The 22,971-nt window shown below is 71.2% G+C and carries 21 protein-coding genes, 1 tRNA gene and 1 riboswitch; of the genes, 17 read left to right on the forward strand and 5 right to left on the reverse strand.

What is annotated here, in order from left to right:
- The first annotated feature begins 5 nt into the window (after window positions 1-5).
- From ACX80U_RS16560 to ACX80U_RS16580, 5 genes are all read left to right on the forward strand, one after another.
- On the forward strand, window positions 6-1,223 hold the full coding sequence (locus tag ACX80U_RS16560) for an allantoate amidohydrolase (RefSeq protein WP_459269226.1): 1,218 nt from the start codon (window positions 6-8) through the stop codon (window positions 1,221-1,223).
- Window positions 1,224-1,339: 116 nt separating this feature from the next.
- Window positions 1,340-2,704, forward strand: a complete 1,365-nt coding sequence (locus ACX80U_RS16565; RefSeq protein ID WP_459269227.1) for a formimidoylglutamate deiminase — start codon at window positions 1,340-1,342, stop codon at window positions 2,702-2,704.
- The gene (gene hutI, locus ACX80U_RS16570; protein WP_459269228.1) at window positions 2,704-3,906 is read left to right on the forward strand and encodes an imidazolonepropionase; all 1,203 of its coding nucleotides are present in this window, start codon (window positions 2,704-2,706) and stop codon (window positions 3,904-3,906) included. The genes ACX80U_RS16565 and hutI overlap by 1 nt, the downstream gene beginning before the upstream one ends.
- A 60-nt stretch (window positions 3,907-3,966) precedes the next feature.
- Window positions 3,967-4,776 carry a CPBP family intramembrane glutamic endopeptidase gene (locus ACX80U_RS16575; RefSeq protein ID WP_208740453.1) on the forward strand — a complete coding sequence of 270 codons (810 nt, stop codon included), beginning with the start codon at window positions 3,967-3,969 and terminating at the stop codon, window positions 4,774-4,776.
- 140 nt (window positions 4,777-4,916) lie between these two features.
- Window positions 4,917-5,204, forward strand: a complete 288-nt coding sequence (locus tag ACX80U_RS16580) for a DUF1540 domain-containing protein (RefSeq protein ID WP_133082143.1) — start codon at window positions 4,917-4,919, stop codon at window positions 5,202-5,204.
- 77 nt (window positions 5,205-5,281) lie between these two features.
- Here the strand turns inward: ACX80U_RS16580 and ACX80U_RS16585 are convergent, their stop codons facing one another.
- Window positions 5,282-5,923 carry a VOC family protein gene (locus tag ACX80U_RS16585; protein WP_133082144.1) on the reverse strand — a complete coding sequence of 214 codons (642 nt, stop codon included), beginning with the start codon at window positions 5,921-5,923 and terminating at the stop codon, window positions 5,282-5,284.
- A 143-nt stretch (window positions 5,924-6,066) separates the two neighbouring features.
- Window positions 6,067-6,183, forward strand: a riboswitch (SAM riboswitch).
- A gap of 81 nt (window positions 6,184-6,264) precedes the next feature.
- Here ACX80U_RS16585 and ACX80U_RS16590 point away from each other — a divergent pair.
- From ACX80U_RS16590 to ACX80U_RS16600, 3 genes are all read left to right on the forward strand, one after another.
- Window positions 6,265-7,584, forward strand: a complete 1,320-nt coding sequence (locus ACX80U_RS16590) for a bifunctional o-acetylhomoserine/o-acetylserine sulfhydrylase (protein ID WP_208740454.1) — start codon at window positions 6,265-6,267, stop codon at window positions 7,582-7,584.
- A 6-nt stretch (window positions 7,585-7,590) separates the two neighbouring features.
- Window positions 7,591-8,733, forward strand: coding sequence for a homoserine O-acetyltransferase MetX (metX, locus tag ACX80U_RS16595; protein WP_432206116.1), 1,143 nt, complete (start codon window positions 7,591-7,593; stop codon window positions 8,731-8,733).
- A 124-nt stretch (window positions 8,734-8,857) separates the two neighbouring features.
- Entirely contained in the window at window positions 8,858-9,100 is a 243-nt protein-coding gene (locus tag ACX80U_RS16600) for a hypothetical protein (protein WP_133082146.1), read from the forward strand.
- 45 nt (window positions 9,101-9,145) lie between these two features.
- Here the strand turns inward: ACX80U_RS16600 and ACX80U_RS16605 are convergent, their stop codons facing one another.
- Window positions 9,146-9,979 (reverse strand): SGNH/GDSL hydrolase family protein, encoded by an 834-nt coding sequence (locus tag ACX80U_RS16605; RefSeq protein ID WP_459269244.1) that lies wholly within the window; start codon window positions 9,977-9,979, stop codon window positions 9,146-9,148.
- Between the two features lie 134 nt (window positions 9,980-10,113).
- Between ACX80U_RS16605 and ACX80U_RS16610 the strand changes: the two genes are divergently transcribed.
- Complete coding sequence (locus ACX80U_RS16610; protein WP_459269229.1) at window positions 10,114-10,794, forward strand: alpha/beta hydrolase; 681 nt, start codon at window positions 10,114-10,116, stop codon at window positions 10,792-10,794.
- Between the two features lie 38 nt (window positions 10,795-10,832).
- Here ACX80U_RS16610 and ACX80U_RS16615 read toward each other — a convergent pair whose 3' ends face one another.
- A complete protein-coding gene (locus ACX80U_RS16615) occupies window positions 10,833-11,063 on the reverse strand; it encodes an RNA-binding S4 domain-containing protein (protein ID WP_133082148.1) in 231 nt (76 codons plus the stop codon).
- A 39-nt stretch (window positions 11,064-11,102) separates the two neighbouring features.
- Here ACX80U_RS16615 and ACX80U_RS16620 point away from each other — a divergent pair, with 39 nt between their 5' ends.
- The 3 genes from ACX80U_RS16620 (at window position 11,103) to ACX80U_RS16630 (ending at window position 14,547) form a co-directional block, all read left to right on the forward strand.
- Window positions 11,103-12,065, forward strand: coding sequence for a DMT family transporter (locus ACX80U_RS16620; RefSeq protein ID WP_133082149.1), 963 nt, complete (start codon window positions 11,103-11,105; stop codon window positions 12,063-12,065).
- A 182-nt stretch (window positions 12,066-12,247) separates the two neighbouring features.
- Window positions 12,248-13,636, forward strand: a complete 1,389-nt coding sequence (locus tag ACX80U_RS16625) for a glycine--tRNA ligase (protein WP_459269230.1) — start codon at window positions 12,248-12,250, stop codon at window positions 13,634-13,636.
- Complete coding sequence (locus tag ACX80U_RS16630; protein ID WP_208740743.1) at window positions 13,636-14,547, forward strand: GNAT family N-acetyltransferase; 912 nt, start codon at window positions 13,636-13,638, stop codon at window positions 14,545-14,547. The genes ACX80U_RS16625 and ACX80U_RS16630 overlap by 1 nt, the downstream gene beginning before the upstream one ends.
- A gap of 105 nt (window positions 14,548-14,652) precedes the next feature.
- On the opposite strand, the gene ACX80U_RS16635 is transcribed toward ACX80U_RS16630, so the two are convergent.
- Together ACX80U_RS16635 and ACX80U_RS16640 are read right to left on the reverse strand one after the other, a co-directional pair.
- Window positions 14,653-15,468, reverse strand: a complete 816-nt coding sequence (locus tag ACX80U_RS16635; RefSeq protein WP_208740745.1) for a lysophospholipid acyltransferase family protein — start codon at window positions 15,466-15,468, stop codon at window positions 14,653-14,655.
- Between the two features lie 232 nt (window positions 15,469-15,700).
- On the reverse strand, window positions 15,701-16,456 hold the full coding sequence (locus tag ACX80U_RS16640; RefSeq protein ID WP_459269231.1) for an alpha/beta hydrolase: 756 nt from the start codon (window positions 16,454-16,456) through the stop codon (window positions 15,701-15,703).
- A 141-nt stretch (window positions 16,457-16,597) separates the two neighbouring features.
- Here ACX80U_RS16640 and ACX80U_RS16645 point away from each other — a divergent pair, with 141 nt between their 5' ends.
- The 5 genes from ACX80U_RS16645 to ACX80U_RS16665 all read left to right on the forward strand — a co-directional run bounded on the left by ACX80U_RS16645 (window position 16,598) and on the right by ACX80U_RS16665 (window position 22,862).
- The gene (locus tag ACX80U_RS16645) at window positions 16,598-17,968 is read left to right on the forward strand and encodes a YibE/F family protein (RefSeq protein WP_459269232.1); all 1,371 of its coding nucleotides are present in this window, start codon (window positions 16,598-16,600) and stop codon (window positions 17,966-17,968) included.
- An 86-nt stretch (window positions 17,969-18,054) separates the two neighbouring features.
- Entirely contained in the window at window positions 18,055-19,296 is a 1,242-nt protein-coding gene (gene dusB, locus ACX80U_RS16650) for a tRNA dihydrouridine synthase DusB (RefSeq protein WP_459269233.1), read from the forward strand.
- Between the two features lie 82 nt (window positions 19,297-19,378).
- On the forward strand, window positions 19,379-20,659 hold the full coding sequence (locus ACX80U_RS16655; protein ID WP_133082154.1) for a deoxyguanosinetriphosphate triphosphohydrolase: 1,281 nt from the start codon (window positions 19,379-19,381) through the stop codon (window positions 20,657-20,659).
- A gap of 102 nt (window positions 20,660-20,761) precedes the next feature.
- The gene (gene dnaG / locus ACX80U_RS16660) at window positions 20,762-22,735 is read left to right on the forward strand and encodes a DNA primase (protein ID WP_459269234.1); all 1,974 of its coding nucleotides are present in this window, start codon (window positions 20,762-20,764) and stop codon (window positions 22,733-22,735) included.
- A gap of 54 nt (window positions 22,736-22,789) precedes the next feature.
- Window positions 22,790-22,862 (forward strand) — tRNA-Asn (locus ACX80U_RS16665).
- Window positions 22,863-22,971: the final 109 nt, after the last annotated feature.

Genomic DNA, 22,971 nt, shown 5'->3' on the forward strand with positions numbered 1-22,971 from the left:
ATCCCGTGCAGACCGTCTCCTCAGTCCTCGACTCCATCAGCGACGTCGGCCGCGACGCGACCCGCGGCGGGTACTCCCGTGGCGTGTACACGGGTGCCGAGCTCTCCCTGCGCGAGTGGTTCGCCGCCGAGGCGCAAGCCCGCGGGCTGTCCGTGGAGACCGACCGCAACGGCATCCTCTGGGCCTGGTGGGACGCGACGGACAGCCGGGACGGCGCCCTGGTGACCGGCAGCCACCTCGACTCCGTCCCCGGCGGCGGCGCCTTCGACGGGCCGCTCGGCGTCGCCTCGGCGCTCGTCGCCGTCGATCTCCTGCGGGAGCGGGGCGTGCAGCCGAACCGGTCGCTCGCCGTCACGGTCTTCCCCGAGGAGGAGGGCTCGCGGTTCGGGGTGTCCTGCCTCGGCTCCCGCCTGCTCACGGGAACGCTCGACCCCGACGCCGTCCGCTCCCTGACCGACACCGACGGCACCACCTTCGCCGAGGCCGCGCGGGCGTCCGGCGTCGATCCGACGCACCTCGGCCGCGACGAGGAGGCCATCCGGCACATCGGCGACTTCGTCGAGCTGCACGTGGAGCAGGGGCGCGGGCTGATCGACCTGGACTCCGCCGTCGCCGTCGGCTCCACCATGCTCGGCCACGGCCGCTGGCGGCTGTCCGTCACCGGACAGGGGAACCATGCGGGGACCACCCTCATGGCCGACCGCGCGGACCCGATGGTCGCCGCCGCCCAGGTGATCCTCGCCGCCCGGCGGACCGCCGCCGAGCAGGACGGCGCGCGGGCCACGGTGGGGCGCCTCCAGCCGGTACCGGGCGGCACGAACGTCATCGCGTCCCGCGTGGACCTCTGGCTCGACGTGCGCCACGAGGAGGACGCCGTCACCGCGGCCCTGATCGAGCGGATCCACGGGCAGGCGCAGAAGATCTGCGCCTTCGAGGGGTGCCGTGCCACGCTGACCGAGGAATCCCGCAGCACCACGGTGCACTTCGACGGCGCGCTGCAGCGCACGCTGGGCAACGCGCTCGGCCGCTCCTTCCCGGACGCGCCGACGCTGCCGACGGGGGCCGGTCACGACGCGGGCATCCTCGGCAGCATCGCACCGACGGCGATGCTCTTCGTCCGCAACCCCACCGGCATCAGCCACTCGCCCGAGGAGTTCGTGGAGCGCGACGACGCCGATGCGGGTGCGACCGCCCTCGCGGACGTCCTCGAAGACCTCCTGTGACGCCGCTGAACGGCGGCGCGGGCCCGGAGCGCTGGCACGGGCCGGATCAGACAGCAAGCGGGCGGGATGCGGTCCGTGCCGTATGGTGCGAGTCCGCCTGGCTGGGAGGCGACGGCGTGGCGGACGCGGTCCGCGTGGAGGTCGACGCCGACGGCACGGTGGTCGGCGTCGCGTCCGGTGTCCCGGCGCAGGCGGGCGACGTCGTCCTGTCCGGTGTGGCCTTCCCCGGCGCCGCGAACGCGCATTCGCACGCGTTCCACCGTGCCCTGAGGGGCCGTACCCACGACCACGGCGGCACCTTCTGGACCTGGCGGGAGAGCATGTACCGCGCGGCGGCGGCCCTGACCCCGGAGCTCTACGAGGAACTGGCCACCGCCGCCTATGCGGAGATGGTCGCCGTGGGCTGGACCAGCGTCGCCGAATTCCACTACGTCCACCACCAGCCCGACGGCACACCCTACGGGCAGGGGGACTCCGGCCCGCACGCCATGGAGCTCGCCCTCGCGCGGGCGGCCGTCCGCGCGGGCATCCGGCTGACCCTGCTGGACACCTGCTACCTCGCCGGGGGCTTCGGGGCTCCCCTCGAGGAGGGGCAGCGCCGGTTCTCGGACGGCACCGCCGCGCAGTGGCTCGACCGGCTCGCGTCCCTCCGTGCCACGGTCGCCGCACTCCACCCGGCCCACCAGGTGTCCGTCGGTGCCGCCATCCACTCCGTGCGCGCCGTCCCCGAGGACCAGCTGGCCGTCATCGCCCAGCACCTGCCGGACGGGCTCCCCCTGCATGTCCACCTCTCCGAGCAGCCCGCGGAGAACGAGGACTGCCTCCGTGCCACCGGCCGCACCCCGACCGCCCTGCTCGACTCCTACGGACTCGTCGGGAGCCGGCTGTCCGCCGTCCACGCGACCCACGTCAGCGAGCGTGACATCGCCGTCCTCGCCGGTGCCGGGGCCGCCGTCGTCCTCTGTCCCACCACCGAGGCGGACCTGGCGGACGGCATCGGCCCGGCCGGCGACCTCCGCGCAGCGGGAGCGACGCTCGCCCTCGGCACCGACCAGCACGCCGTCGTGGACCCATGGCTGGAGATGCGGGCGCTGGAGCACGGGGAGCGCCTGCGCACCGGGCGGCGGGGTCACTTCGGACCGGAGCAGCTGCACGCCATCGCCTCTCTCGGCGGGGCAGCCGCGCAGGCCCGGCCGGGCGCCGGCTTCCGGCCCGGCCGCGCCGCCGACTTCATGGCCGTCGATCCGGGCACCGCGCGCACGGCCGGGTCCTCCCGGGAGCAGCTCGCCTACACCGCGACCGGCCAGGACGTCACGGGTGTCGTCGTCGGGGGAGTCCTCGTGGCGCGCGAAGGCGTCCACACCACGCTGGGGAGGCCCGCCGACCTGCTGGTCACGGCCATCGCCCGGCTGGACGAGGCGGCGCAGAGGGAGCACGAGCCTGGCAGGAGCCCGGCGGGCCACGGCCGGGAGCAGCACTGATGTCCGTCCTCATCACGAACATCGGTGAGCTCCTCACCTCGGACCCCGACGGCACCACCCTGCGGGACGCCGCCGTGGTGTTCGAGGGCGAGCGCATCAGCTGGATCGGCCCGGCCGCGCACGCCCCTGCCGCCGACGAGAGCCACGACGCCGGTGGCCGTGCAGGCCTCCCGGGCTGGGTCGACAGCCACACGCACCTCGTGTTCGCCGGCGACCGGACGGCCGAGTTCGAGGCCCGCATGGCGGGGGAGTCCTACGCCGCGGGTGGTATCGCCGTCACCGTCGACGCGACACGTGCCGCCGGCGACTACGACCTCACGCGACTCCTGCTGGCCCGGGTCGCCGAGGCCGCGGCGGGCGGGACCACCTACCTGGAGACGAAGACGGGCTACGGGCTCGACGTCGAGCAGGAGGCGCGCAGTGCGCGCATCGCGGCAGGCGTCGTCGACGAGGTCACGTTCCTCGGTGCGCACCTCGTGCCGCGCGGGGAGGACGCGGACCACTACACCGACCTGGTGTGCGGGCCCATGCTCGACGCCGTCCGCCCCTACGTCCGCTGGGCCGACGTCTTCTGCGAGAGGGGAGCCTTCACCGCCGAGCAGTCACGCCGCGTGCTCTCCGCCTCCGCCGCAGCCGGCCTCGGCCTGCGCGTGCACGGCAACCAGCTGGGACCGGGCGACGGCGTCGCGCTCGCCGTCGAGTTCGGCGCCGCCAGCGTGGACCACGTCAACCACCTGACCGACGACGACGTCGAGGCGCTCGCCGGTACCTGGGCCGGCTTCGCTGCGCGGGGCGAACCCGGCACGGTGGCCACCTGCCTGCCCGCCTGCGACCTCTCCACGCGCCAGCCGTTCCCGCCCGCCCGGAGGCTCCTCGACGCCGGCGTGCAGCTCGCGATCGCCAGCAACTGCAACCCCGGTACGTCGTTCACGAGCTCGATGGCCTTCTGCGTGGCCATCGCCGTCCTCCAGATGGGCCTCACCGTGCAGGAGGCGGTCCGCGCCGCGACCCTCGGCGGAGCGCTCGCGCTGCGGCGCCACGCGGGCCACGACGAGGACGGCCGGCGCGCGGTCGGCTCCCTGGCCGTCGGGCACCGTGCAGACCTGCAACTGCTGGACGCGCCCTCGGCCACGCATCTCGCATACCGGCCGGGCATGCCGCTCGTCCATGCCGTCTGGCGGGCCGGGAGCCGCGTGCGGTAGGGGAGGCAGGCGGATGTCCGCGGACTGGGAATCACCAGCCGCCGCTGGAAGGATAGCGCCATGACTGCCGAGTCCTCCCCGTCCGCTCCAGCAGCACCGGGCGGTGCCGTCCACCCGGAGCCACCCGTCCCGAGGCGCCGCATCACCGCCGAGCTGCTCATCGTCTTCGGCCTGTCCCTCGGACAGTCCGGTGTGTACGCGATCGTGAGCCTGGCCGAGAAGCTGACGCGCGGCCCCCTCGCCGCGCAGACCACCACGCTGAACCCGGTGCTCGACGACCGGCAGTACTTCGACCTCACCTACCAGCTGCTGGGAATCTTCTTCGCCCTGGTGCCGGTGGCCCTGGTCCTGTTCCTGCTCAGTGGCCACGGGGTCTCGGCGTTCCGACGCCTCGGCCTCACGTTCGAGAGGCCCCTGCGCACCATCGGATTCGGGATCGGCCTGGCGGCGGTCATCGGTATCGGCACGCTCGGGGTCTATGCCGGCGGCCGCGCGCTCGGCATCACCACCGCGCTGGTGCCCGCCGCGCTCGACACCTACTGGTGGACGATCCCCGTGCTCATCCTCTCGGCGGTCCGGCACGCCGTGCTCGAGGAGGTCATCGTGGTGGGGTACCTGTTCCTCCGGCTGCGGGAGCTCGGCTGGTCGACCCCGGCCATCATCCTCACGAGCGCCCTCGTGAGGGGCAGCTACCACCTGTACCAGGGGTTCGGGCCCTTCCTCGGCAACGTGCTCATGGGCCTGCTGTTCGCCTGGTTCTACACGCGCAGCCGTCGGGTGATGCCGCTCGTCCTGGCACACGCGCTCATCGACATCACGGGTTTCGTCGGATTCACCCTGCTCGGTCCCGCCATCGGGATCGGCGGGTGACCGCCTGAGCGAAGCCTTACCTTCGGTCATTGCGCACGCCGATCATGACTAAATTATCCGGTGGACGCGGTGTTACCGTGAGTCCGTTCAGCGAAGTGGCGGCCCCGATCGGGGCCTCACCGGACCAGCCAGGAGGAATCATGAGCGTCGTCACCAGTGTCTCTGAATGCAGCGTCCACAACTGCTCCTTCAACCACGACGGCTGCACGGCCGTCGCCATCACCGTGTCGGGCAGCGAGGAACACGCGTCCTGCGCCACGTTCATCGACACGTCCATCAGCGGCGGACTGCCCAAGATGCTCGCGCACGTCGGAGCGTGCCAGCGATCCGAGTGCAGCTACAACCACGACCTGCTGTGCAGCGCCCCGGCCGTCAAGGTGGGCCCCGGCGCCGAGGCCGCGGACTGCCTGACCTACACCCACGCCTGATCACTCCTCACCACAGCAGCGACACAGCAGAAGGGACCGGACATCATGTCCGGTCCCTTCTGCGTCCGCGGCGGAGGTCAGATCTCGATCCGGCCGTCGGCGGTCTCGAAGGTCACGGACATGATGCCCGGGGTTCCGTTGGGTGCGATCCACTGGACCTGGACGCCGTCGAGCGTCTCCTCGACCTCCGTGCCGAGCCATTCCGTGACGCGCTCGGACGAGCCGGCGATGGTGAGGCAGTCCAGCTTGACCGTTGCAGGACGGGCCTTCGACGGGTGCAGGGACTCGGTGCCCTCGTCCCAGCGGAGCAGATAGGGCACCTGCGGATCCGCGATGAGGCCCTTGATGCCGATCTGCTGCCAGGTCAGCTCCTGGCCGTCCGGGAACTTGCGGTTGCCGGGAACCGCACCGCGGCCGAGCCGCTCCTCGAAGGGTCCCAGGTCGTCGACGGCGACGCACCAGCCCATCCAGCCTCCACCGGCCTCGGAACGCGCCCGCACGGCCTGGCCGAACGGCGCCTTGTCCGACGCGGGGTGGTTGAGGACCTCGACGACCTCCAGGTACTGGCCGTTGACCAGCGGGAAGATCATGTTGCGGGTGCCGAAGCGGGGGTGCACACCGCCCTTCACCGGTTCCATGCCGAGCCTGGCCGAGATCCGGTCGGCGGTCGCAGCAAGTCCATCGGGTTCGCAGGCATAAGAGACGTGGTCCAGGCGCATGCCGATATTTTGGCACTAAGTGATCTGCGTCTCGACTAAGGCTTGCCTTACCCGTTCGACCGACCGCAGAAGGGGGTGAGCCGCTCCTTCACGGAGGGTCACACGGGTTGCCGGATGCGCCCCGATGGGCTTTCATGAATGCAGGTCATGAGTGCCAGCACGAAGCCCCGGCTTGCTGGCCGGCAACCCTCCAACCGCGGTGGGGTGCCCCGGGTGAAGACCAGGTTCGGCGCCACACCGGCGCCGTGCAAGCGCGGGCTCCTGCGGGCCCGGTCTCCTGGAACGGCGTCCACCGACGGGAGCATCGGAACCCGGCCGAGCCCCTTCCTACAGGGAGCACCATGTCCGACGATTGGTCCTTCGAGACACGCCAGATCCACGCCGGCCAGGTGCCGGACACCGCCACGGGAGCGCGTGCGCTGCCCATCTACCAGACGTCGTCATTCGTCTTCCCGAGTGCCGAGAGCGCCGCGAACCGGTTCTCGCTGACGGAACTCGCGCCCATCTACACGCGCATCGGCAATCCCACGCAGGAAGCGGTGGAGACGCGGATCGCGAGCCTCGAGGGCGGCGTCGGCGCGCTGCTCCTGGCCTCCGGCCAGGCGGCGGAGACCTTCGCGGTGCTGAACATCGCCGAGGCGGGTGACCACATCGTGGCGAGCCCGAGCCTCTACGGCGGCACGTACAACCTCTTCAAGCACACGCTGAAGAGGTTCGGCATCGAGACGACCTTCGTCGAGGACCCCGACGACCTCGAGCAGTGGCGCGACGCCGTCCGGCCGAACACCAAGCTCTTCTTCGGGGAAGTCGTGTCCAACCCACGGCAGGACGTCCTGAACATCGAGGGCATCAGCGCCGTCGCCCACGAGAGCGGGATCCCCCTGATCGTGGACAACACGCTGTCCACGCCGTACCTGATCCGGCCCATCGAATGGGGCGCCGACATCGTGGTGCACTCCGCGACGAAGTACCTCGGGGGCCATGGCAATGCCATCGCCGGCGTCATCGTCGATTCGGGGAACTTCGACTTCGCCCAGTACCCCGAGCGCTTCCCGGGCTTCAACAGCCCGGACGAGAGCTACCACGGACTCGTCTACGCGCGGGACCTCGGTGTCGGCAGCGCCCTCGGCGCGAACCTCGCCTACATCCTCAAGGCCCGCGTCCAGTTGCTGCGCGACCTCGGCTCGTCCGTGTCGCCGTTCAACGCCTTCCTCATCGCGCAGGGCCTGGAGACCCTCAGCCTGCGCGTGGAGCGCCACGTGCAGAACGCCCAGGCCGTCGCCGAGTGGCTCGAGGGGCACGACGACGTCGAGCGCGTCTCCTATGCGGGCCTCGCCTCGAGTCCCTGGTACGAACGCGGCAGGAAGTACGGGCGGAACAACGGCACGGGCGCGATCGTCAGCTTCGACATCGTCGGGGGACTCGAGGCCGGCAAGCGCTTCGTCGACGGGCTGGAACTCCACTCGCACGTCGCGAACGTGGGCGATGTGCGCTCGCTCGTGATCCACCCGGCGTCCACGACCCACAGCCAGCTGGGGGCGGAGGCGCAGCTGACCGCCGGAGTGCGCCCGGGCCTCGTGCGCCTCTCCGTGGGCCTCGAGAACATCACCGACATCCTCGCCGACCTCGACGCGGGCTTCCGCGCCGCCAAAGGAGCCTAGCCCTTCGTGACGACCTACCCTCCTGCTCCGCTGCACCCCGGGATCGACGGCGCACGCCCTCCGGGGGACGGGCTCCTGCGCATCGCGCCGATCGGTCCGCTGGCCCTGGAGACGGGCGGCACGCTGCCGGACGTGCAGCTCGCCTTCGAGACCTGGGGCCGGCTGAACCGGGACGGGTCGAACGCCGTGCTCGTGCAGCATGCCCTGACCGGCAGCTCGCACGTGGCACGCGGCGACTCGGAGGAGGAGGGCTGGTGGGATTCGCTCGTGGGTCCCGGCCGCACGGTGGACACCGACCGGTACTTCGTGGTGTCGATCAACATGCTGGGAGGCTGCTACGGCTCGACGGGGCCGGCCAGCCTCGCGCCCGACGGGACGCCGTGGGGTTCGCGCTTCCCCCTGATCACCATCCGGGACTCCGTCCGGGCCGAGGCCCTGCTGGCCGACCGGCTCGGCATCGGCCGGTGGCACTCGGTCCTCGGCGGCTCGATGGGCGGGGCGCGCGCCCTCGAATGGGCACTCATGTATCCGCAGCGCGTTCAGCGCTGCGCCGTCATCGCCTGCACCGCCGCCAGTTCGGCCGAACAGATAGCGTTCGCCCAGGCCCAGGTGCAGGCGATCCGGCTCGATCCCGCCTACCGCCGCGGCGACTACTACGACGGTGCCCCTCCGGAGGCGGGCCTCGGCATCGCCCGGCGGATCGCGCACATCACCTACCGCTCCGAACACGAGCTGGAGGCGCGCTTCGGTCGCGCGGAGCAGGACACCGAACAGCCGTTCGGCGCCGTCCTGCCCGCCGACCGCGGGCGCTACCAGGTGGAGAGCTACCTCGACCACCAGGCGGACAAGCTCGTGGGCCGGTTCGACGCCAACAGCTACGTGATCCTGACCGAGGCGCTGATGAGCCACGACGCGGCGCGCGACCGCGGTACGCTCGACGACGCCCTGGGGACCGCGACGGCGGAGTTCTTCGTCGCGGCCGTGGACTCGGACCGGCTGTACTACCCCGTGCAGTCGAGGCGCCTGGCCGCCGGGCTGCCGGGCGAGGTGCCCGTCCACATGATCTCCTCACCGGTGGGCCACGACGCCTTCCTGACGCAGATCCACCAGCTCGACGCGGACCTCCGGGCCGCCTTCTACACCCGGTAGCAGATACCGGTTGGGTTTCCACGGACCGGCACCTAGTCTTGGAGGTAAGCCTGCTTAGGAATTCGCGGCAGGCAGGTCCCGGGTCGAAGTCCCGGGACCACCGACGTCGAAAGAGGAGCTGTTCATGGAACTGAGCACCATTGGCTGGAACCAGGAAGCACGCGACAAGATCCTGCTGGACGCGGACCGCGCGCTGCAGGGGGCGGTCCGCGAGGCCGTGGAGACGATGGACGGCAAGTCCCGCGACGAGGTCTACGAATTCCTCTTCCAGAAGCTGCAGCCGCAATTCGTCGACTTCAAGCCGGGGCCGGACCTCAGCGCGTGCGCCGACGCCGTGGCCAACGGTGAGGTCTCCCTCGACAGCTAGGAACGACGGGCTGCGCCGCCGCGGGGACTGACCGCCCGGCGGCGGTCAGTCCGCAGCACCCGGCGGCATGCCCGGCCCGAAGATCGGTGCGACGTCCGGCCGCTTCGCGAGGACGCCGTCGCCCGACGACCGGTGCCGGAGCCTGCGCAGGACCCACGGCACGAAGTACTCCCGGGCCCACACGAAGTCCTCCGCCCGCGCCTCCCGCCACGTGCGGGCCGGGAGCTCCTTCGGATGCAGCGGCTCGAGGGTATGCCGTACGGCGAGGGTGTCGAGGACCATCGCGGCGATGGTGTGGTGCCCGAGCGGCGAGAAGTGCAGGCGGTCGGAGGACCACATCTGGGTGTTGAGCAGTTGCCGCAGCGCCCACATGTCCGCGATCACCGCTTCGTGGCGGGCGGCGACGGTCCGCAGGTTCTCGTTGTAGATGGCCGTCTTCGACCGGATGCTGCCGAGGACGGTCTCCCGGACGTCGGGTCCGGTGAACAGGACGACGGTCGCGCCGGACGCCGAGAGCGTGGCGACGACGGCGTCGAGCCGCTCGGCAAGCTCATCCGGATCGCCGCCGGGCCGCAGCAGGTCGTTGCCGCCGGCCGAGATGGTGACCAGATCCGGCCGCAGCGCCAGGGCGGGCTCCACCTGCTGGTCCACGATCTGCTGCAGCAGGCGGCCGCGCACCGCCAGGTTGGCATAGGCGAAATCGGTCTGTCCCCGGGCCAGTTCCTCGGCCACGCGGTCGGCCCAGCCACGATTGCCCCCGACACTGTCGGGATTGGGGTCGCCGATCCCCTCGGTGAAGGAGTCCCCGAGGGCCACGTAGCGGTGCCAGGGATGAGGCTCGGGGTTCAGGCTCGGATCGATCCCGGCCCCGTTGGGAATGGAATCGGTCCCGGGGGAGTCGGGGACTGCAGCAGGTGTAGGGCTCACCACGACATTCTCCAACTGTCGGGGAGCCGGCGCCAACGCAGATCGGGCGGCCGGTGGCCCGGGCGGACCGTGCCAAAATAGGAGCCATGACTGAACCAGCCCCCGGCACGACTGCGCCCTCCACGAGCTCCTGGGATCCGGTGGTCCTCTGGTCGAAGCCCGAGTCCGAGCGGGAAGGCACGCCGCTGCTCGTCCTGTTCCACGGCTACATGGCCAACGAGGAGGACCTGATGGGGCTGACGGACCACCTTCCGGCCGATTTCACCGTGGCGTCCGTCCGAGCCCCGCAGGCTGAAGGGCCGGGCTTCTCGTGGTTCCCGCTGTCTCGCGGGGCCGACTACTCGGTCGACCGCGTGGTGGAGAGCGTCACCGCCGTGGCCCGGTGGCTCGACACCGTCCGGGCTTCCCACTCCAGCGTCAGCCTCCTGGGCTTCTCCCAGGGCATGGCCGTCGCGACGTCGCTCCTGCGCCACCGGCCCGGCGACTTCGCCTGCGTCGTCGGACTCTCGGGGTTCATCGTGCCGTCCGAGGGCCACGCATTCTTCCGCGACGACGACGCGGCCGCCGCGCCCGTGCAGTTCTTCTGGGGCCGGGACCAGGAGGACCAGGTCATCACGCCGGAGATGGTCGACCTCACGCACGCCTGGCTGACCACGCACACGAAACTGACGAAGATCCTCTACTCGAACATGTTCCACAGCATCAACCTGCAGGAGCTCGCCCACGTCCGCGAGTTCCTGAGCATGACGGTCCTCGGGCGCCGCTGAGCCCGCGCGGTGCTCCGCCAGCAGGCCGGCCGGCGGTACTAGGACTTCGTCAGGCGCACCGTCTCGCCGTTGACGCTCACGGTGTCACCGGGATGGAGCTGGCGGCCCCGGCGCTCCTCGATCTCGCCGTTGACCTGCACCAGCCCGTTGTCGATCAGGGCCTTCGCCTCCACGCCGTCCTCGGCGAGCGAGGCGAGCTTGAGCAGCTGTCCGAGCCGGATCATGTCGTCGCGGATGGACAGTTCGGTGGTGGCTGCGTTCTCGGTCATGCATCCATGATGCCCGACGGCGGCTACTAGGCTGTACGGGTGTCAGATGCGCGTGTGCTTCCCCCAGCCGTCGGTTTCCCCCTCGCCCTCGCGGCAGGACTCGCCATCCCCGTCCAGGGCAGGATCAACGGAGCGCTCGGCACCGTGCTCGACGACGGCATCGCCGCCGCGCTGATCAGCTTCGGCACGGGCCTCGTGGTGATGGTGGTCCTCACGCTGGTGCTCCCGAGCGCACGGGCCGGAGCCCGCCAGATCCTCCCGTCGGTGCGCGAGCGCCGCTTCCCGCCCTACTACGTGGCCGCCGGTGCGATCGGCGCCTTCTTCGTCTTCTCCCAGTCGCTGACCATCGGGATCCTCGGCGTCGCCCTGTTCACCGTCGCTGCCGTCATGGGCCAGTCACTGAGCGGCCTCCTCGTCGACCGGGCGGGGATCGGACCCGGCGGCAAGCGCGCCGCGACGCCCATGCGGGTGATCGGCGTGGTGCTGACGGTCCTGTCCGTCGTCTGGGCCGTCTCCCCGCGCTTCGGTGCCGCCGGAGAGGTGACGGAGTGGCTCGTCCCCGTCCTGCTCCCTGTCGCCGCAGGCGTCCTGATGAGCTTCCAGCAGGCCATGAACGGCACGGCGGCCCTCCACTACGGCACGCCGCTCGCGGCCACCCTGATGAACTTCATCGCCGGCACCGCCGTGCTGCTGACGGCCTGGCTCATCAAGGTCGCCGTCGCGGGCCCGGGCAACCCCCTCCCGTCCGAGTGGTGGTACTACCTCGGCGGGCCCATGGGCTGCATCTTCATCGCGCTCGGTGCGCTGCTCGTACGCAGCCTCGGCGTCCTGCTCACGGGCCTGTGCATGATCGGCGGGCAGCTCGTCGGCTCCCTGCTGCTGGACCTGGTGTTCCCGGCTCCCGGCACCATCATCGTGTTCGCCACGATCGCCGGGACGCTGCTGACCCTCGGCGCGATCATCCTCACCACCCTGCCCTGGCCGCGGCGGACACGACCCTGACGACCGGTCCGTCCGGCCGGAGGGGCAGGCAGGGGCCGGCCGAGACGGGCCGGTGCGGAGCAGGACGGACCCGGTAGGCTTGCAGGGTGGCTTTCCGGCCCCCGCAGGGGTGGACGGCCCGTGCACGCGACCCCCACCTGCGGACCGCACCCAGCGGCCTGCTCAGAACTGGAGAAGAACCCATGGCAGCAGCCAAGTCAGCACTCGACCCCATCATCTCCCTCGCCAAGCGGCGCGGCTTCGTGTTCCAGTCGGGGGAGATCTACGGCGGTTCCCGCTCTGCCTGGGATTACGGACCCCTCGGTGCCGAGTTCAAGGAGAACATCAAGCGTCAGTGGTGGCAGACCATGGTGCGCGGACGCGAGGACGTCGTCGGGCTCGATTCCGCCGTGATCCTTCCCCGCCAGGTCTGGGAGGCCTCCGGGCACGTCGAGGTCTTCAGCGATCCGCTCGTGGAGTGCCTGTCCTGCCACAAGCGCTACCGCGCGGACCACCTCGAGGAGGAGTACGAGGAGAAGAAGGGCCGCGCACCGGAGAACGGCCTGAAGGACGTCACCTGCGCCAACTGCGGCACCAAGGGCCAGTGGACCGAACCCCAGGAATTCTCGGGACTGCTCAAGACGTTCCTCGGCCCGGTCGCCTCCGAGGAGGGCATGCACTACCTGCGCCCGGAGACCGCGCAGGGCATCTTCGTGAACTTCAACAACGTCCTCACCACCGCGCGCAAGAAGCCGCCGTTCGGCATCGGCCAGATCGGCAAGAGCTTCCGCAACGAGATCACGCCGGGCAACTTCATCTTCCGCACGCGCGAGTTCGAGCAGATGGAGATGGAGTTCTTCGTCGAGCCGGGCACCGACGAGGAATGGCACCGGTACTGGATCGACCAGCGCTTCTCCTGGTACACGGACCTCGGGATCAAGGCCGACAACCTGCGCCTCTTCGAGCACCCGCTCGAGAAGCTCAGCCACTACTCCAAGGGCACCACGGACATCGAGTACCGCTTCGGCTTCTCCGGCTCCGAGTGGGGCGAGCTCGAGGGCATCGCCAACCGTACCGACTTCGACCTCTCCACGCACTCGAAGCACTCCGGCACCGACCTCGGGTACTTCAACCAGGCGACCAACGAGCGCTACACGCCGTACGTGATCGAGCCGGCGGCCGGCCTGACCCGCTCCTTCATGGCCTTCCTCGTGGACTCCTACACCGAGGACGAAGCGCCCAACGCCAAGGGCGGCGTGGACAAGCGCACCGTGCTGAAGCTCGATCCGCGCCTGGCCCCCGTCAAGGCCGCCGTGCTGCCGCTCAGCCGCAACGAGGACCTCTCCCCGAAGGCGAAGGACCTCGCGGCGCAGCTGCGCAAGGGCTGGAACATCGACTTCGACGACGCCGGGGCCATCGGCCGCCGCTACCGCCGCCAGGACGAGATCGGCACGCCGTTCTGCATCACCGTGGACTTCGACACGCTCGAGGACCAGGCGGTGACGATCCGCGAGCGCGACACCATGGCCCAGGAGCGCGTGTCCCTCGACCAGGTGCAGGGATACCTCGCCGCGCGCCTGATCGGAGCCTGATGGCCCTCGAATACCGCGCCTGGCAGGAGGGGGACGACCTCGAGCTCATCCAGCTCTGGGGCGGGCCCGAGTCGGCGGCGGCCGAGCAGTTCCGCGGATCCTTCCGCACGCCGTCGGACAGCCCGTGGAACCGCTGCATCACCGTGGTCGACCAGGGCATCCCGGTCGCGGCCGGCTGCGTCTACGGCGCGGCGCTCCACCCGGACCGGCTCTGGTGCTACATCGAGGTCGCCGAGGACCACCGCAGGGCAGGCGTCGGCTCGACACTCCTCACGATGCTCCAGCACGAAGCGGCCGCCTCGCCGTCGGGCGTCACGGCGCTGCGCTCGAAGGTGACCCCCGGGACCACGGGCGCCGCCTTCGCCCGGGCGACCGGCTTCGGCACCCTCCAGCGTTCCCGGCTCGTCGTCGTCGGGCCGGGGGCGCTCGCTGCCCCCTCCTTCGACGACGCCGCCGGCCCGCAGCTCGAGGAGGCGGCCACCGGATCCGTGGAACTGACGCGGGCGCTCGCGACCTTCTACGAGTCCGTGCACGCGTGGGACCGCGCGGACATCAGCCTGGGCCGCGCGCAGCAGCTGTTCCTGGGCGATGTGAGCGGAGCAGGCGGAGCGATCGTGCTGCGTGACCGGCCGAAGGCCGACGGCGGGGCCATCGCGGCCTTCGCGGTCAGCTACACGCAGGCCCGGACCGACGACCCGGCGGACGTCCTGCTCGGCTACGACACGACGCTCGCGCCGCAGGAGCAGCAGGCGGCCGTCGCCACCATGATCGCCATGCTCGTGCACCAGTACCCCATCCAGCTCGAGGTCGACGACTCCATGGAGGCGCTGGTCGCCGTCGTCGAACCGCTGCTGGCGACGGGCGCGGCCCGGCTCGCCGGACCGGAGACACTGGTGGTCGCGACGGCCTGAGCGCCGGAAGCGGCCGGACACCACGGGCGCCACGCGACCGTTCGACGACACGGAGGGCCGCTCCCGGTCCGGCGACCAGGAGCGGCCCTCCGTCGTCCCGCTGCGTCAGCCGCGGTCGTGCCGGCCGGCCTTCCTGTCCGCGATGTCGGCCGCCTCGCGCTCGGCGTCGGTCAGGGCGCTGCCGCCGAGGTGCGCAGGCATCCACCAGGCACCCGGCCCGGGGGTCAGCGGGAAGTCGGCGATGCACGTCGTGATGCCGTCCTGCAGCTCCTGGCGCAGCTTCTCCGTCTCCTCGGCGACATCGAGCCCGGGCGCATGGTGGATGGCAGGGCCGATGTGGACGCGGACGGGGGACTTCCAGGCCCGACGGACGGAGAAGCCGTGGCCGCGCGTCAGCAGCCTGTGCGCTCCCCACACGGAGATGGGGATGACCGGGACGCCGGCCTCGGCGGCGAGCCGTACGGGGCCGGTCTTGAGCTCGCGGACGGTGTAGCTGCGGGACACACCGGCCTCCGGCAGGACCGCGACGTACTCGCCGGCGCGCAGCTTCGCGAGGGCGTCGTCGTATGCCTGGGCACCCGCCTTCCGGTCCGTGACCACGTGGCCGAGGCCGAACACGAAGGGGCTGACGAACCAGTGGTCCGCCGCACGCTTGGAGATCAGGTACCGCGCCTGGATGCGTGCATGGTTCCACAGGACCAGTTCGGCGAAGGCGAAGTCGAGGTACCCGAAGTGGGTGATCGCGACGACGGCGCCGTGCCCGGGCACCGCCTGACGCGAACGCCCGTCGAGGGGATCGGAGTCCGGCAGGTTCTCGGTGCCGGTGACCCGGACCTGCAGGCGGAGGGCCGCGAAGACGGTCTTGCCCGCGTACACCACGAACCGGTACATGCGGTCGCTCTGCCGCGGCTTCCATCCCATGGTCCGTTCCCTCTTCCGGTCGTCGGAGCGAGCGGAAGGGCCCGCTCGTACCGTGTCTGTACCCTTTGTACCCCGCCCGGCCGGACCTACGCCCGCCGGACCGTGCTTTTCCTGGGCGGGGGGCCGGCACGCGGGTACACGGTCCGCACCCGGACCCGGACCCGCACCCGGACCCGCGACGGGACCGGTACCGCACCCGGACCCGCGACCGGACCGGTACCGGGCGCGGGACTCAGGCGGTGAGGCCGAGGGGATCGGGAGCACGGTAGAGCCGGGCGGACGCCTCGAGCCGGCGAGCGTCGACGGCGGCACCTGTGTCGTCTGCGAAGTGGCTGAGGAGGAACGACGTACTCAGGCCGTGCCACACGGGGACGCTGCGAACCATGAAATGGCCTGCCCCGAGCATGCGCACGTAGTGGACGTCCCGGGCCACGCCCTGGGCGCGGCGGGCGAAGGACAGGGACGCCGTCGGACTCGTCCACCGGTCCTGGTCACCGTGCAGGATGAGGACGCTGCGGTCCCGCAGGGGTTCGACGGCGCTGGTCGGTCCGAGCCACGGGGCGAGCGCCGCCACGGCCCGGACCTGCGGATGGTCGGCGGCGGCGATGGCCGTCCGCCCTCCCATCGAGTGGCCGAGCAGGTAGACCGGCACCGACGGATGCGCTGCGGCGATGCGGTCCAGAGCCCAGCGGGCGTCCCCCAGCGCCGACTCGTCCGCGCCGTTCCACCCCCGGACCCGGTTGCGCAGGGCCCAGACGGCCAGGCCATGGACGGATCCCGCCGCTGCGAGCCGTGCCGCGAACGGACGCATCCGCAGGGGGCTGAGGTGCCGGGGCCGTACGGCCTCGAAACTGTCCGCCCGTCCGCCGTGCAGCACCAGCGCGACACCGCGGACGCCGTCGGACGCGCCGCTCACGGTGACGACGGGGTCGGAATCCTCCGCCCGTCCCGCACTCCGTGCCATCCGCCGTGCCATCCGCCGTGCCATCCGCCGTCCCCTCCGCCCGCAGGCCGTCCGTGCCCCGGCACGTAGAATCCAAGGGCGTGCGCGGCGAGCGCGGCATCCGCCTGCACGCCACCAGCAGGAACCAAGCTACCCGTTCGAACCAATTCCAGCCGAGGGACATCCGTGGGCTCCAGCCACCTCCATACCACCGGGAATGCCGAGCCGTCGGCCTCCGCGATCGCCACGCGGCGGCGGGCGACCCTGCTGCTCTCGGGTCTCCTCGTACCGCTCGGGGTGATCACCCTCATCGCGATGGTGCTGCTCTGGCCGAGCGGAGACCGCACGTCCCTGTCGGTCGCGAACCCGTATGCCACGGCGGAGGGGGTCAGTTTCGACCGCGGGACCGTCCTGGCCGTCCGCGAAGGGGACTGTCCCTCCTCCCGGCCCACCGTGGACGCGGGCGGCACCGCGCAGACCTGCACCATCGCCGACACGCAGCCCGCGCTCGGCGGCGACCTCGTCCCCGTCGAGGTGACGCCGGAGCTGGCGAGGACCGATGCGGTCGAGGCGGGCGACGAGATCCGCTACCTGAACCTCGCGAACGTCCTCCAGGGCGGAGCCGCACCGTACGTGTTCGTCGACTTCGTCCGCTCGGTGCCGATCGTCGCGCTCGCCGTCGGGTACGCCGTCGTCGTGGTCGCGGTGGCACGCTGGCGCGGCCTGCGAGCCATGATCGGCCTCGTCGGTGCGCTCGTGATCCTCGCGCAGTTCGTCCTGCCCGGGCTCGTCGAGGGCAAGCCGCCCCTGCTGCTCGGGCTCGTGGGATCCGTGGTGATCATGTACGGCGTGCTCTATTTCGCGCACGGCGTCTCCGCCCGGACCTCCACGGCGCTGCTCGGGACGGTCTTCGGCCTCGGTGTCACCGCGGCCCTCGCCGCCTGGACCACGGACGCCGCCCACCTGACGGGTGTGGGGGACGAGAACGCGTACACGCTCGTCAACGCGTCCGACGAGCTGTCCATCTCCTCGATCATCCTGTGCGGCCTGATCATCTCGGGCCTCGGAGTGCTCAACGACGTCACCATCACGCAGTCCTCCTCCGTGTGGGAGCTCCACGAGCTCGCGCCGAACACCTCCGGGCGCCGCCTCTTCGCCTCCGCCATGAGGATCGGACGCGACCACATCGCTTCGACGGTCTACACGATCGCGTTCGCCTACGCCGGGGCGGCGCTGCCCGTGCTGATCCTCGTCTCCCTCTACGACCGCGCCCTCCTCGACACCCTCACCAGTGGCGAACTGGCGGAAGAAGTGGCGCGCACCCTGGTGGGCTCGATCGGTCTCGTCCTCGCCATCCCGCTCACCACCGCGATCGCGGTGCTGGTGGTGAAGGCGGTCGGGCCGAGGACGGCGGGTGGTGGATCGGGCGACGGCCCGGCCGGGAGCGGGACGACGCCGGCGGTCCTCGCGGCGGGAGCGGGGACGCTGCCGCCGGGCGGGCGCCTCGTGGGGCTCGGCGAGCGGAGTGCCCGCCGGGCGGCGGAGCAGGACGCATGACGAACGCCTGGCGGAAGGCCGCCCGGGAGCGCAGGCGCACAGCGGACACCGCCACCGGATTTGCGGCGCCTTGCGACAATGGAGGGGTGACCGCAGTAACCACCCTCCCCGTCCCCTCCGGCGATCCCGGCTACGGCGACCCCGCGGCTGCGCTGCCCGAGGCAGCCGACGGCGCCCTGAAGCTCGACCTCCCCCCGCTCGCCCTGGGCGGCATCACCGTGGACACGCCGGTGATCCTCGCCCCGATGGCAGGCATCACCAACAAGGCGTTCCGCCGGCTGTGCCGCGAGTACGGCGGCGGGCTCTACGTGTCCGAGATGGTGACCTCCCGCGCGCTCGTGGAGCGCAGCCCGGAGTCGATGCGCATCATCTCGCACGACGACGACGAGAAGGTGCGCTCGGTGCAGCTGTACGGCGTCGACCCGAAGACCGTGGGGGCCGCGGTGCGCCTCCTGGTCGAGGAGGACCGCGCCGACCACATCGACCTCAACTTCGGCTGCCCCGTCCCGAAGGTCACCCGCAAGGGCGGGGGAGCGGCCCTGCCCTGGAAGCTCGACCTCTTCACGGGCATCGTGCAGACCGCCGTGCGGGAGGCGTCGAAGGGGAACGTGCCCCTCACCATCAAGATGCGCAAGGGCATCGACGAGGACCACCTGACGTTCCGCGAGGCCGGCAGGATCGCCCGGGACAGCGGCGTCGCCGCCGTCGCCCTGCATGGGCGCACCGCGTCCCAGTTCTACTCGGGCACGGCCGACTGGAACGCGATCGCCGAGCTGCGCGAGGCCCTGCCGGACATCCCCGTCCTCGGCAACGGGGACATCTGGAGTGCCGAGGACGCCGTGCGCATGGTGCGGCAGACCGGCGTCGACGGCGTCGTCATCGGCCGCGGCTGCCAGGGCCGTCCGTGGCTCTTCGGCGACCTCCGCCACGCCTTCGAGGGCAGCGCGGACCGGTACCGGCCGGGGCTGGGGCAGGTCGCGGACACCGTCTACCGGCACGCCGAGCTGCTCGTGGAGACCTTCGGCAGCGAGATGATGGGGCTGCGGGACATCCGCAAGCACATGGCCTGGTACTTCAAGGGCTACGTCGTGGGTGGGGAACTGCGCGCCAAGCTGGCCACGGTGCCCACCCTCGAGGTCCTGCGCGGGCTGCTCGACGAGCTCGACAAGGATTCGCCGTACCCGGGCCCGGACGCCGAGGGGCCCCGCGGCCGCGCAGGGTCCCCGAAGAGGACCGCGCTGCCCGAGCACTGGCTCGACGGCCGCGTCCTGGACGCAGCACAGCAGGCCGACATCGCCGCCGCCGAGGTGGACGTCTCCGGCGGCTGATCCGGGCTCCCGCCCGCCCCGCCCGATCCACAACGGCGCACGCCCGCGGGCCACTTCCCGATCGTTGCGCTAGAAAGGCATCATGAGCTTCCCCGAACAGCACGCCACCGGCTACGCCGTCGCCGACACCGCGCGGTGGGTGGAGGAGCCGCCCAAGAGCTCGCACCGGACCGACTTCGAACGGGACCGTGCCCGCGTGCTGCACTCCTCTGCGCTGCGCCGGCTCGGTGCCAAGACACAGGTGGTCGCTCCGGACACCGACGACTTCGTGCGCACGCGCCTGACCCATTCCCTCGAGGTCGCGCAGGTCGGCCGCGAGCTCGGCAGGACCCTGGGGTGCGACCCCGACATCGTGGACACCGCGTGCCTGGCCCACGATCTCGGGCACCCGCCCTTCGGCCACAACGGGGAGTCCGCCCTCAACGACATCGCCCACGGCATCGGCGGGTTCGAGGGCAACGCCCAGACCCTGCGCCTCCTCACACGCCTCGAGCCGAAGGTCCTCGCGCCCGACGGTGGCCCGGCGGGCCTCAACCTGACCCGGGCCAGCCTGGACGCCTCCTGCAAGTACCCGTGGGCCGCCTCGTCGGCACCCGTGATCGGGGGCCAGCGCACCACCAAGTTCGGTGCGTACGACGACGACCTGCCGGTCTTCGAGTGGCTGCGCCACGGTGCCCCCGAGGGCCGGTCGTGCCTCGAGGCGCAGGTCATGGACCTCGCCGACGACATCTCCTACTCCGTGCACGACGTCGAGGACGCGATCGTCGCCGGGCACCTGCAGCTGAAGTGGATGGACAGCGCGGACGCCCGCGCCCGCGTGGTGGGCTACACCCAGCAGTGGTACCTCCCCGGCAGTGACCCGGCGGCCGTCGACGCGGCGCTGGCACGCCTGGAACGGACGCCCGTCTGGGTCCGCGAGGCGGACGGCACACGGCGGTCGATGGCTGCCCTGAAGAACATGACCAGCCAGTTGATCGGCCGCTTCTGCCAGAGCGCCATGCAGTCCACGCGCTCCATCTACGGACCGGATCCGCTGACCCGCTACAACGCGGAGATGGTGGTGCCGGAGGAGACCATCATGGAGATCGCCGTGATGAAGGGCCTCGCGACGACCTACGTCATGACCACCGACCACCGCCAGCCGCTGTACGAGCGCCAGCGGGAGATCCTCGCGTCCCTCGTCGCGCAGATCCACGCCGACGGCGACCGCTCCCTCGAGCCGATGTTCGCGGCCGACTGGCGCGGTGCACCGGACGACGACGCCCGCCTGCGCGTCGTCATCGACCAGGTGGCCTCCCTGACGGACGCCTCGGCGCTCGGCCTGCACGAGCGCATCGTCGGCCCGGTCCCGGCCCTCTGGTAGGCGGGGCAGGGGCCGCGCTGCGACCGGGACGCGGCGAGGCGTTGCGCACGTCCCCTCCCGTGCCGGTCAGGGTGTCGGTGGGGCGGGCCTAAACTGGGTTCCATGGCCGGACTCATCAAGCGGGAAGACATCGATGAGGTACGCCAGCGCACCGACATCAAGGAAGTGGTCGACGCCTACGTCACCCTGAAGTCCGCGGGGATCGGCTCGTGGAAGGGGCTGTGTCCCTTCCACGACGAGCGGTCCCCGTCCTTCCACGTCCGTCCGCAGATGGGTTCCTACCACTGCTTCGGCTGTGGTGAGGGCGGCGACGTCATCTCCTTCGTGCAGAAGCTGGACCACACGTCCTTCAGCGAGACCGTCGAGAAGCTCGCCGCACGCATCGGCTTCGAACTGCACTACGAGGACGGCGGCACCGGGCCCCGCCGCGAGGACGTGGGCAGGCGGCAGCGACTGCTCGACGCCCACAAGATCGCGGCGGAGTTCTACCGCGACCAGCTCCTCACCCCGGCTGCCGCCACGGCCCGGCAGTTCCTGCAGGAGCGCGGTTTCGACCGCGCTGCCGCGGAGCAATTCGGCGTCGGCTACGCGCCGCAGGGGTGGGACACGCTCCTGAACCACCTCACCGGGCGGGGCTTCACCCTCGACGAGCTGAAGCTGACCGGCATGTTCAGCGCGTCCTCGAGCAATCCCGGCCGGTTCTACGACCGCTTCCGCGGACGCCTCATCTGGCCGATCCGCGACATCACCGGTGACACCGTCGGGTTCGGGGCGCGGAAGCTCTACGAGGACGACCAGGGGCCGAAGTACCTCAACACCCCCGAGACCTCCCTCTACAAGAAGTCCCAGGTGCTGTACGGCATCGACCTCGCCAAGCGGGAGATCGCCAAGAACCGGCAGCTCGTCGTCGTCGAGGGGTACACCGACGTCATGGCATGCCACTTGGCCGGGGTCGCCACCGCCGTCGCGACCTGCGGCACGGCCTTCGGCACCGACCACATCAAGATCGCCCGCAGGCTCCTGTCCGACGACGGCACCGGGGGCGAGGTGATCTTCACCTTCGACGGCGATGCGGCGGGCCAGAAGGCCGCGCTGCGTGCGTTCGAGGAGGACCAGCGGTTCAACTCCCAGACCTACGTCGCCGTGGAGGCGTCCGGAGCCGACCCGTGCGAGCTGCGGCAGACCCGCGGCGACGACGCCGTGCGCGCCCTCATCGCCGACCGCCGTCCCCTGTTCGAGTTCGCCATCAAGGCGTCCTTCGGGAACTTCGACCTCTCCTCGGGCGAGGGCCAGGTGAAGGCCCTGCGCCATGCCGCCCCGATCGTCGCCCAGATCCGCGACGTGTCGCTGCGGTCCACGTACACCCGTGAGCTCTCGCGCTGGCTCGGCATGCAGTACGTCGGCGAGGACCAGGTGGCCCGTGCTGTGGCCGCCGCGGCACGCCGCGAGGGCAGCTCCGGGCACACGTCCAACGGCCGTCAGCAGGGCCAGCAGGGGAACCCCGGGCAGCAGGGCGGTGCGGGGTCCGGGCCGACGGACCCCGCCGGCGCCGCGTCGGGGTCCCCTGCGTCCGTGGCGTCCGCCACCCCGGGCGAGCCGTACTTCGAGCGGCCCGATCCGCGGGATCCCATCGCCCGGATGGAGCGGGAGGCGCTCGAGGTGGTGCTCCAGCAACCCACCCTCCTCACTGCGGCGCAGTGGGAGAGCTTCTCCACGTCCCGCTTCACCGTCCCGGTCTACGAGGCGCTGCACAACGCGGTCCTCGCGGCGGGGGCGGCGGGTGCGGAGCTGTCGCGATGGGTGGAATCCGTGCGGGAGGGCGTCCCGGACGTCCTGCGTCCCCTCGTCAGCGAGCTGGCCGTCCGGCCCCTGCCGGCGAAGGACGCCGACGCCATGGTGATGTACTGCCGCGACATCCTGAACCGGCTGACCGAGCTGCGGATCACGCAGCAGAAGGCCGAGAAGCTCGGGCAGCTCCAGCGCATGGATCCCGCGGCCGACCCGGCCCTCTACAACCAGCTGCAACGCGATCTGATGGAGCTCGAGATGCAGCGGCGGCAGCTCCGCGAGGAGTGAGCCGGCCCCGATTTCACTTCCCCCCGGAAGCTATGTAAAGTAGTACTCGCGCTTTCCTCCGTAGCTCAATTGGCAGAGCATTCGACTGTTAATCGAAGGGTTACTGGTTCAAGTCCAGTCGGAGGAGCAAATATGCCCCTGACCTGTGGAAACACGGGTCAGGGGCATTCTTCTTGCCCGCCCGCCCGTGGCGCGCGGACACGACCTGTCGCAGAGGCGGCCGGGCGTGGACCCCC

This window comes from Arthrobacter sp. TmT3-37, from assembly GCF_054510835.1.

Excerpts from the sequence above, each read along its gene's own strand:
- hutI (WP_459269228.1), top strand. The coding sequence starts at position 2,704 with ATGTCCGTCCTCATCACGAACATCGGTGAGCTCCTCACCTCGGACCCC.
- ACX80U_RS16575 (WP_208740453.1), top strand. The coding sequence starts at position 3,967 with ATGACTGCCGAGTCCTCCCCGTCCGCTCCAGCAGCACCGGGCGGTGCC.
- ACX80U_RS16580 (WP_133082143.1), top strand. The coding sequence starts at position 4,917 with ATGAGCGTCGTCACCAGTGTCTCTGAATGCAGCGTCCACAACTGCTCC.
- ACX80U_RS16585 (WP_133082144.1), bottom strand. The coding sequence starts at position 5,923 with ATGCGCCTGGACCACGTCTCTTATGCCTGCGAACCCGATGGACTTGCT.
- ACX80U_RS16590 (WP_208740454.1), top strand. The coding sequence starts at position 6,265 with ATGTCCGACGATTGGTCCTTCGAGACACGCCAGATCCACGCCGGCCAG.
- ACX80U_RS16600 (WP_133082146.1), top strand. The coding sequence starts at position 8,858 with ATGGAACTGAGCACCATTGGCTGGAACCAGGAAGCACGCGACAAGATC.
- ACX80U_RS16610 (WP_459269229.1), top strand. The coding sequence starts at position 10,114 with ATGACTGAACCAGCCCCCGGCACGACTGCGCCCTCCACGAGCTCCTGG.
- ACX80U_RS16615 (WP_133082148.1), bottom strand. The coding sequence starts at position 11,063 with ATGACCGAGAACGCAGCCACCACCGAACTGTCCATCCGCGACGACATG.
- ACX80U_RS16625 (WP_459269230.1), top strand. The coding sequence starts at position 12,248 with ATGGCAGCAGCCAAGTCAGCACTCGACCCCATCATCTCCCTCGCCAAG.
- ACX80U_RS16630 (WP_208740743.1), top strand. The coding sequence starts at position 13,636 with ATGGCCCTCGAATACCGCGCCTGGCAGGAGGGGGACGACCTCGAGCTC.
- ACX80U_RS16635 (WP_208740745.1), bottom strand. The coding sequence starts at position 15,468 with ATGGGATGGAAGCCGCGGCAGAGCGACCGCATGTACCGGTTCGTGGTG.
- ACX80U_RS16640 (WP_459269231.1), bottom strand. The coding sequence starts at position 16,456 with ATGGCACGGCGGATGGCACGGCGGATGGCACGGAGTGCGGGACGGGCG.
- ACX80U_RS16655 (WP_133082154.1), top strand. The coding sequence starts at position 19,379 with ATGAGCTTCCCCGAACAGCACGCCACCGGCTACGCCGTCGCCGACACC.
- dnaG (WP_459269234.1), top strand. The coding sequence starts at position 20,762 with ATGGCCGGACTCATCAAGCGGGAAGACATCGATGAGGTACGCCAGCGC.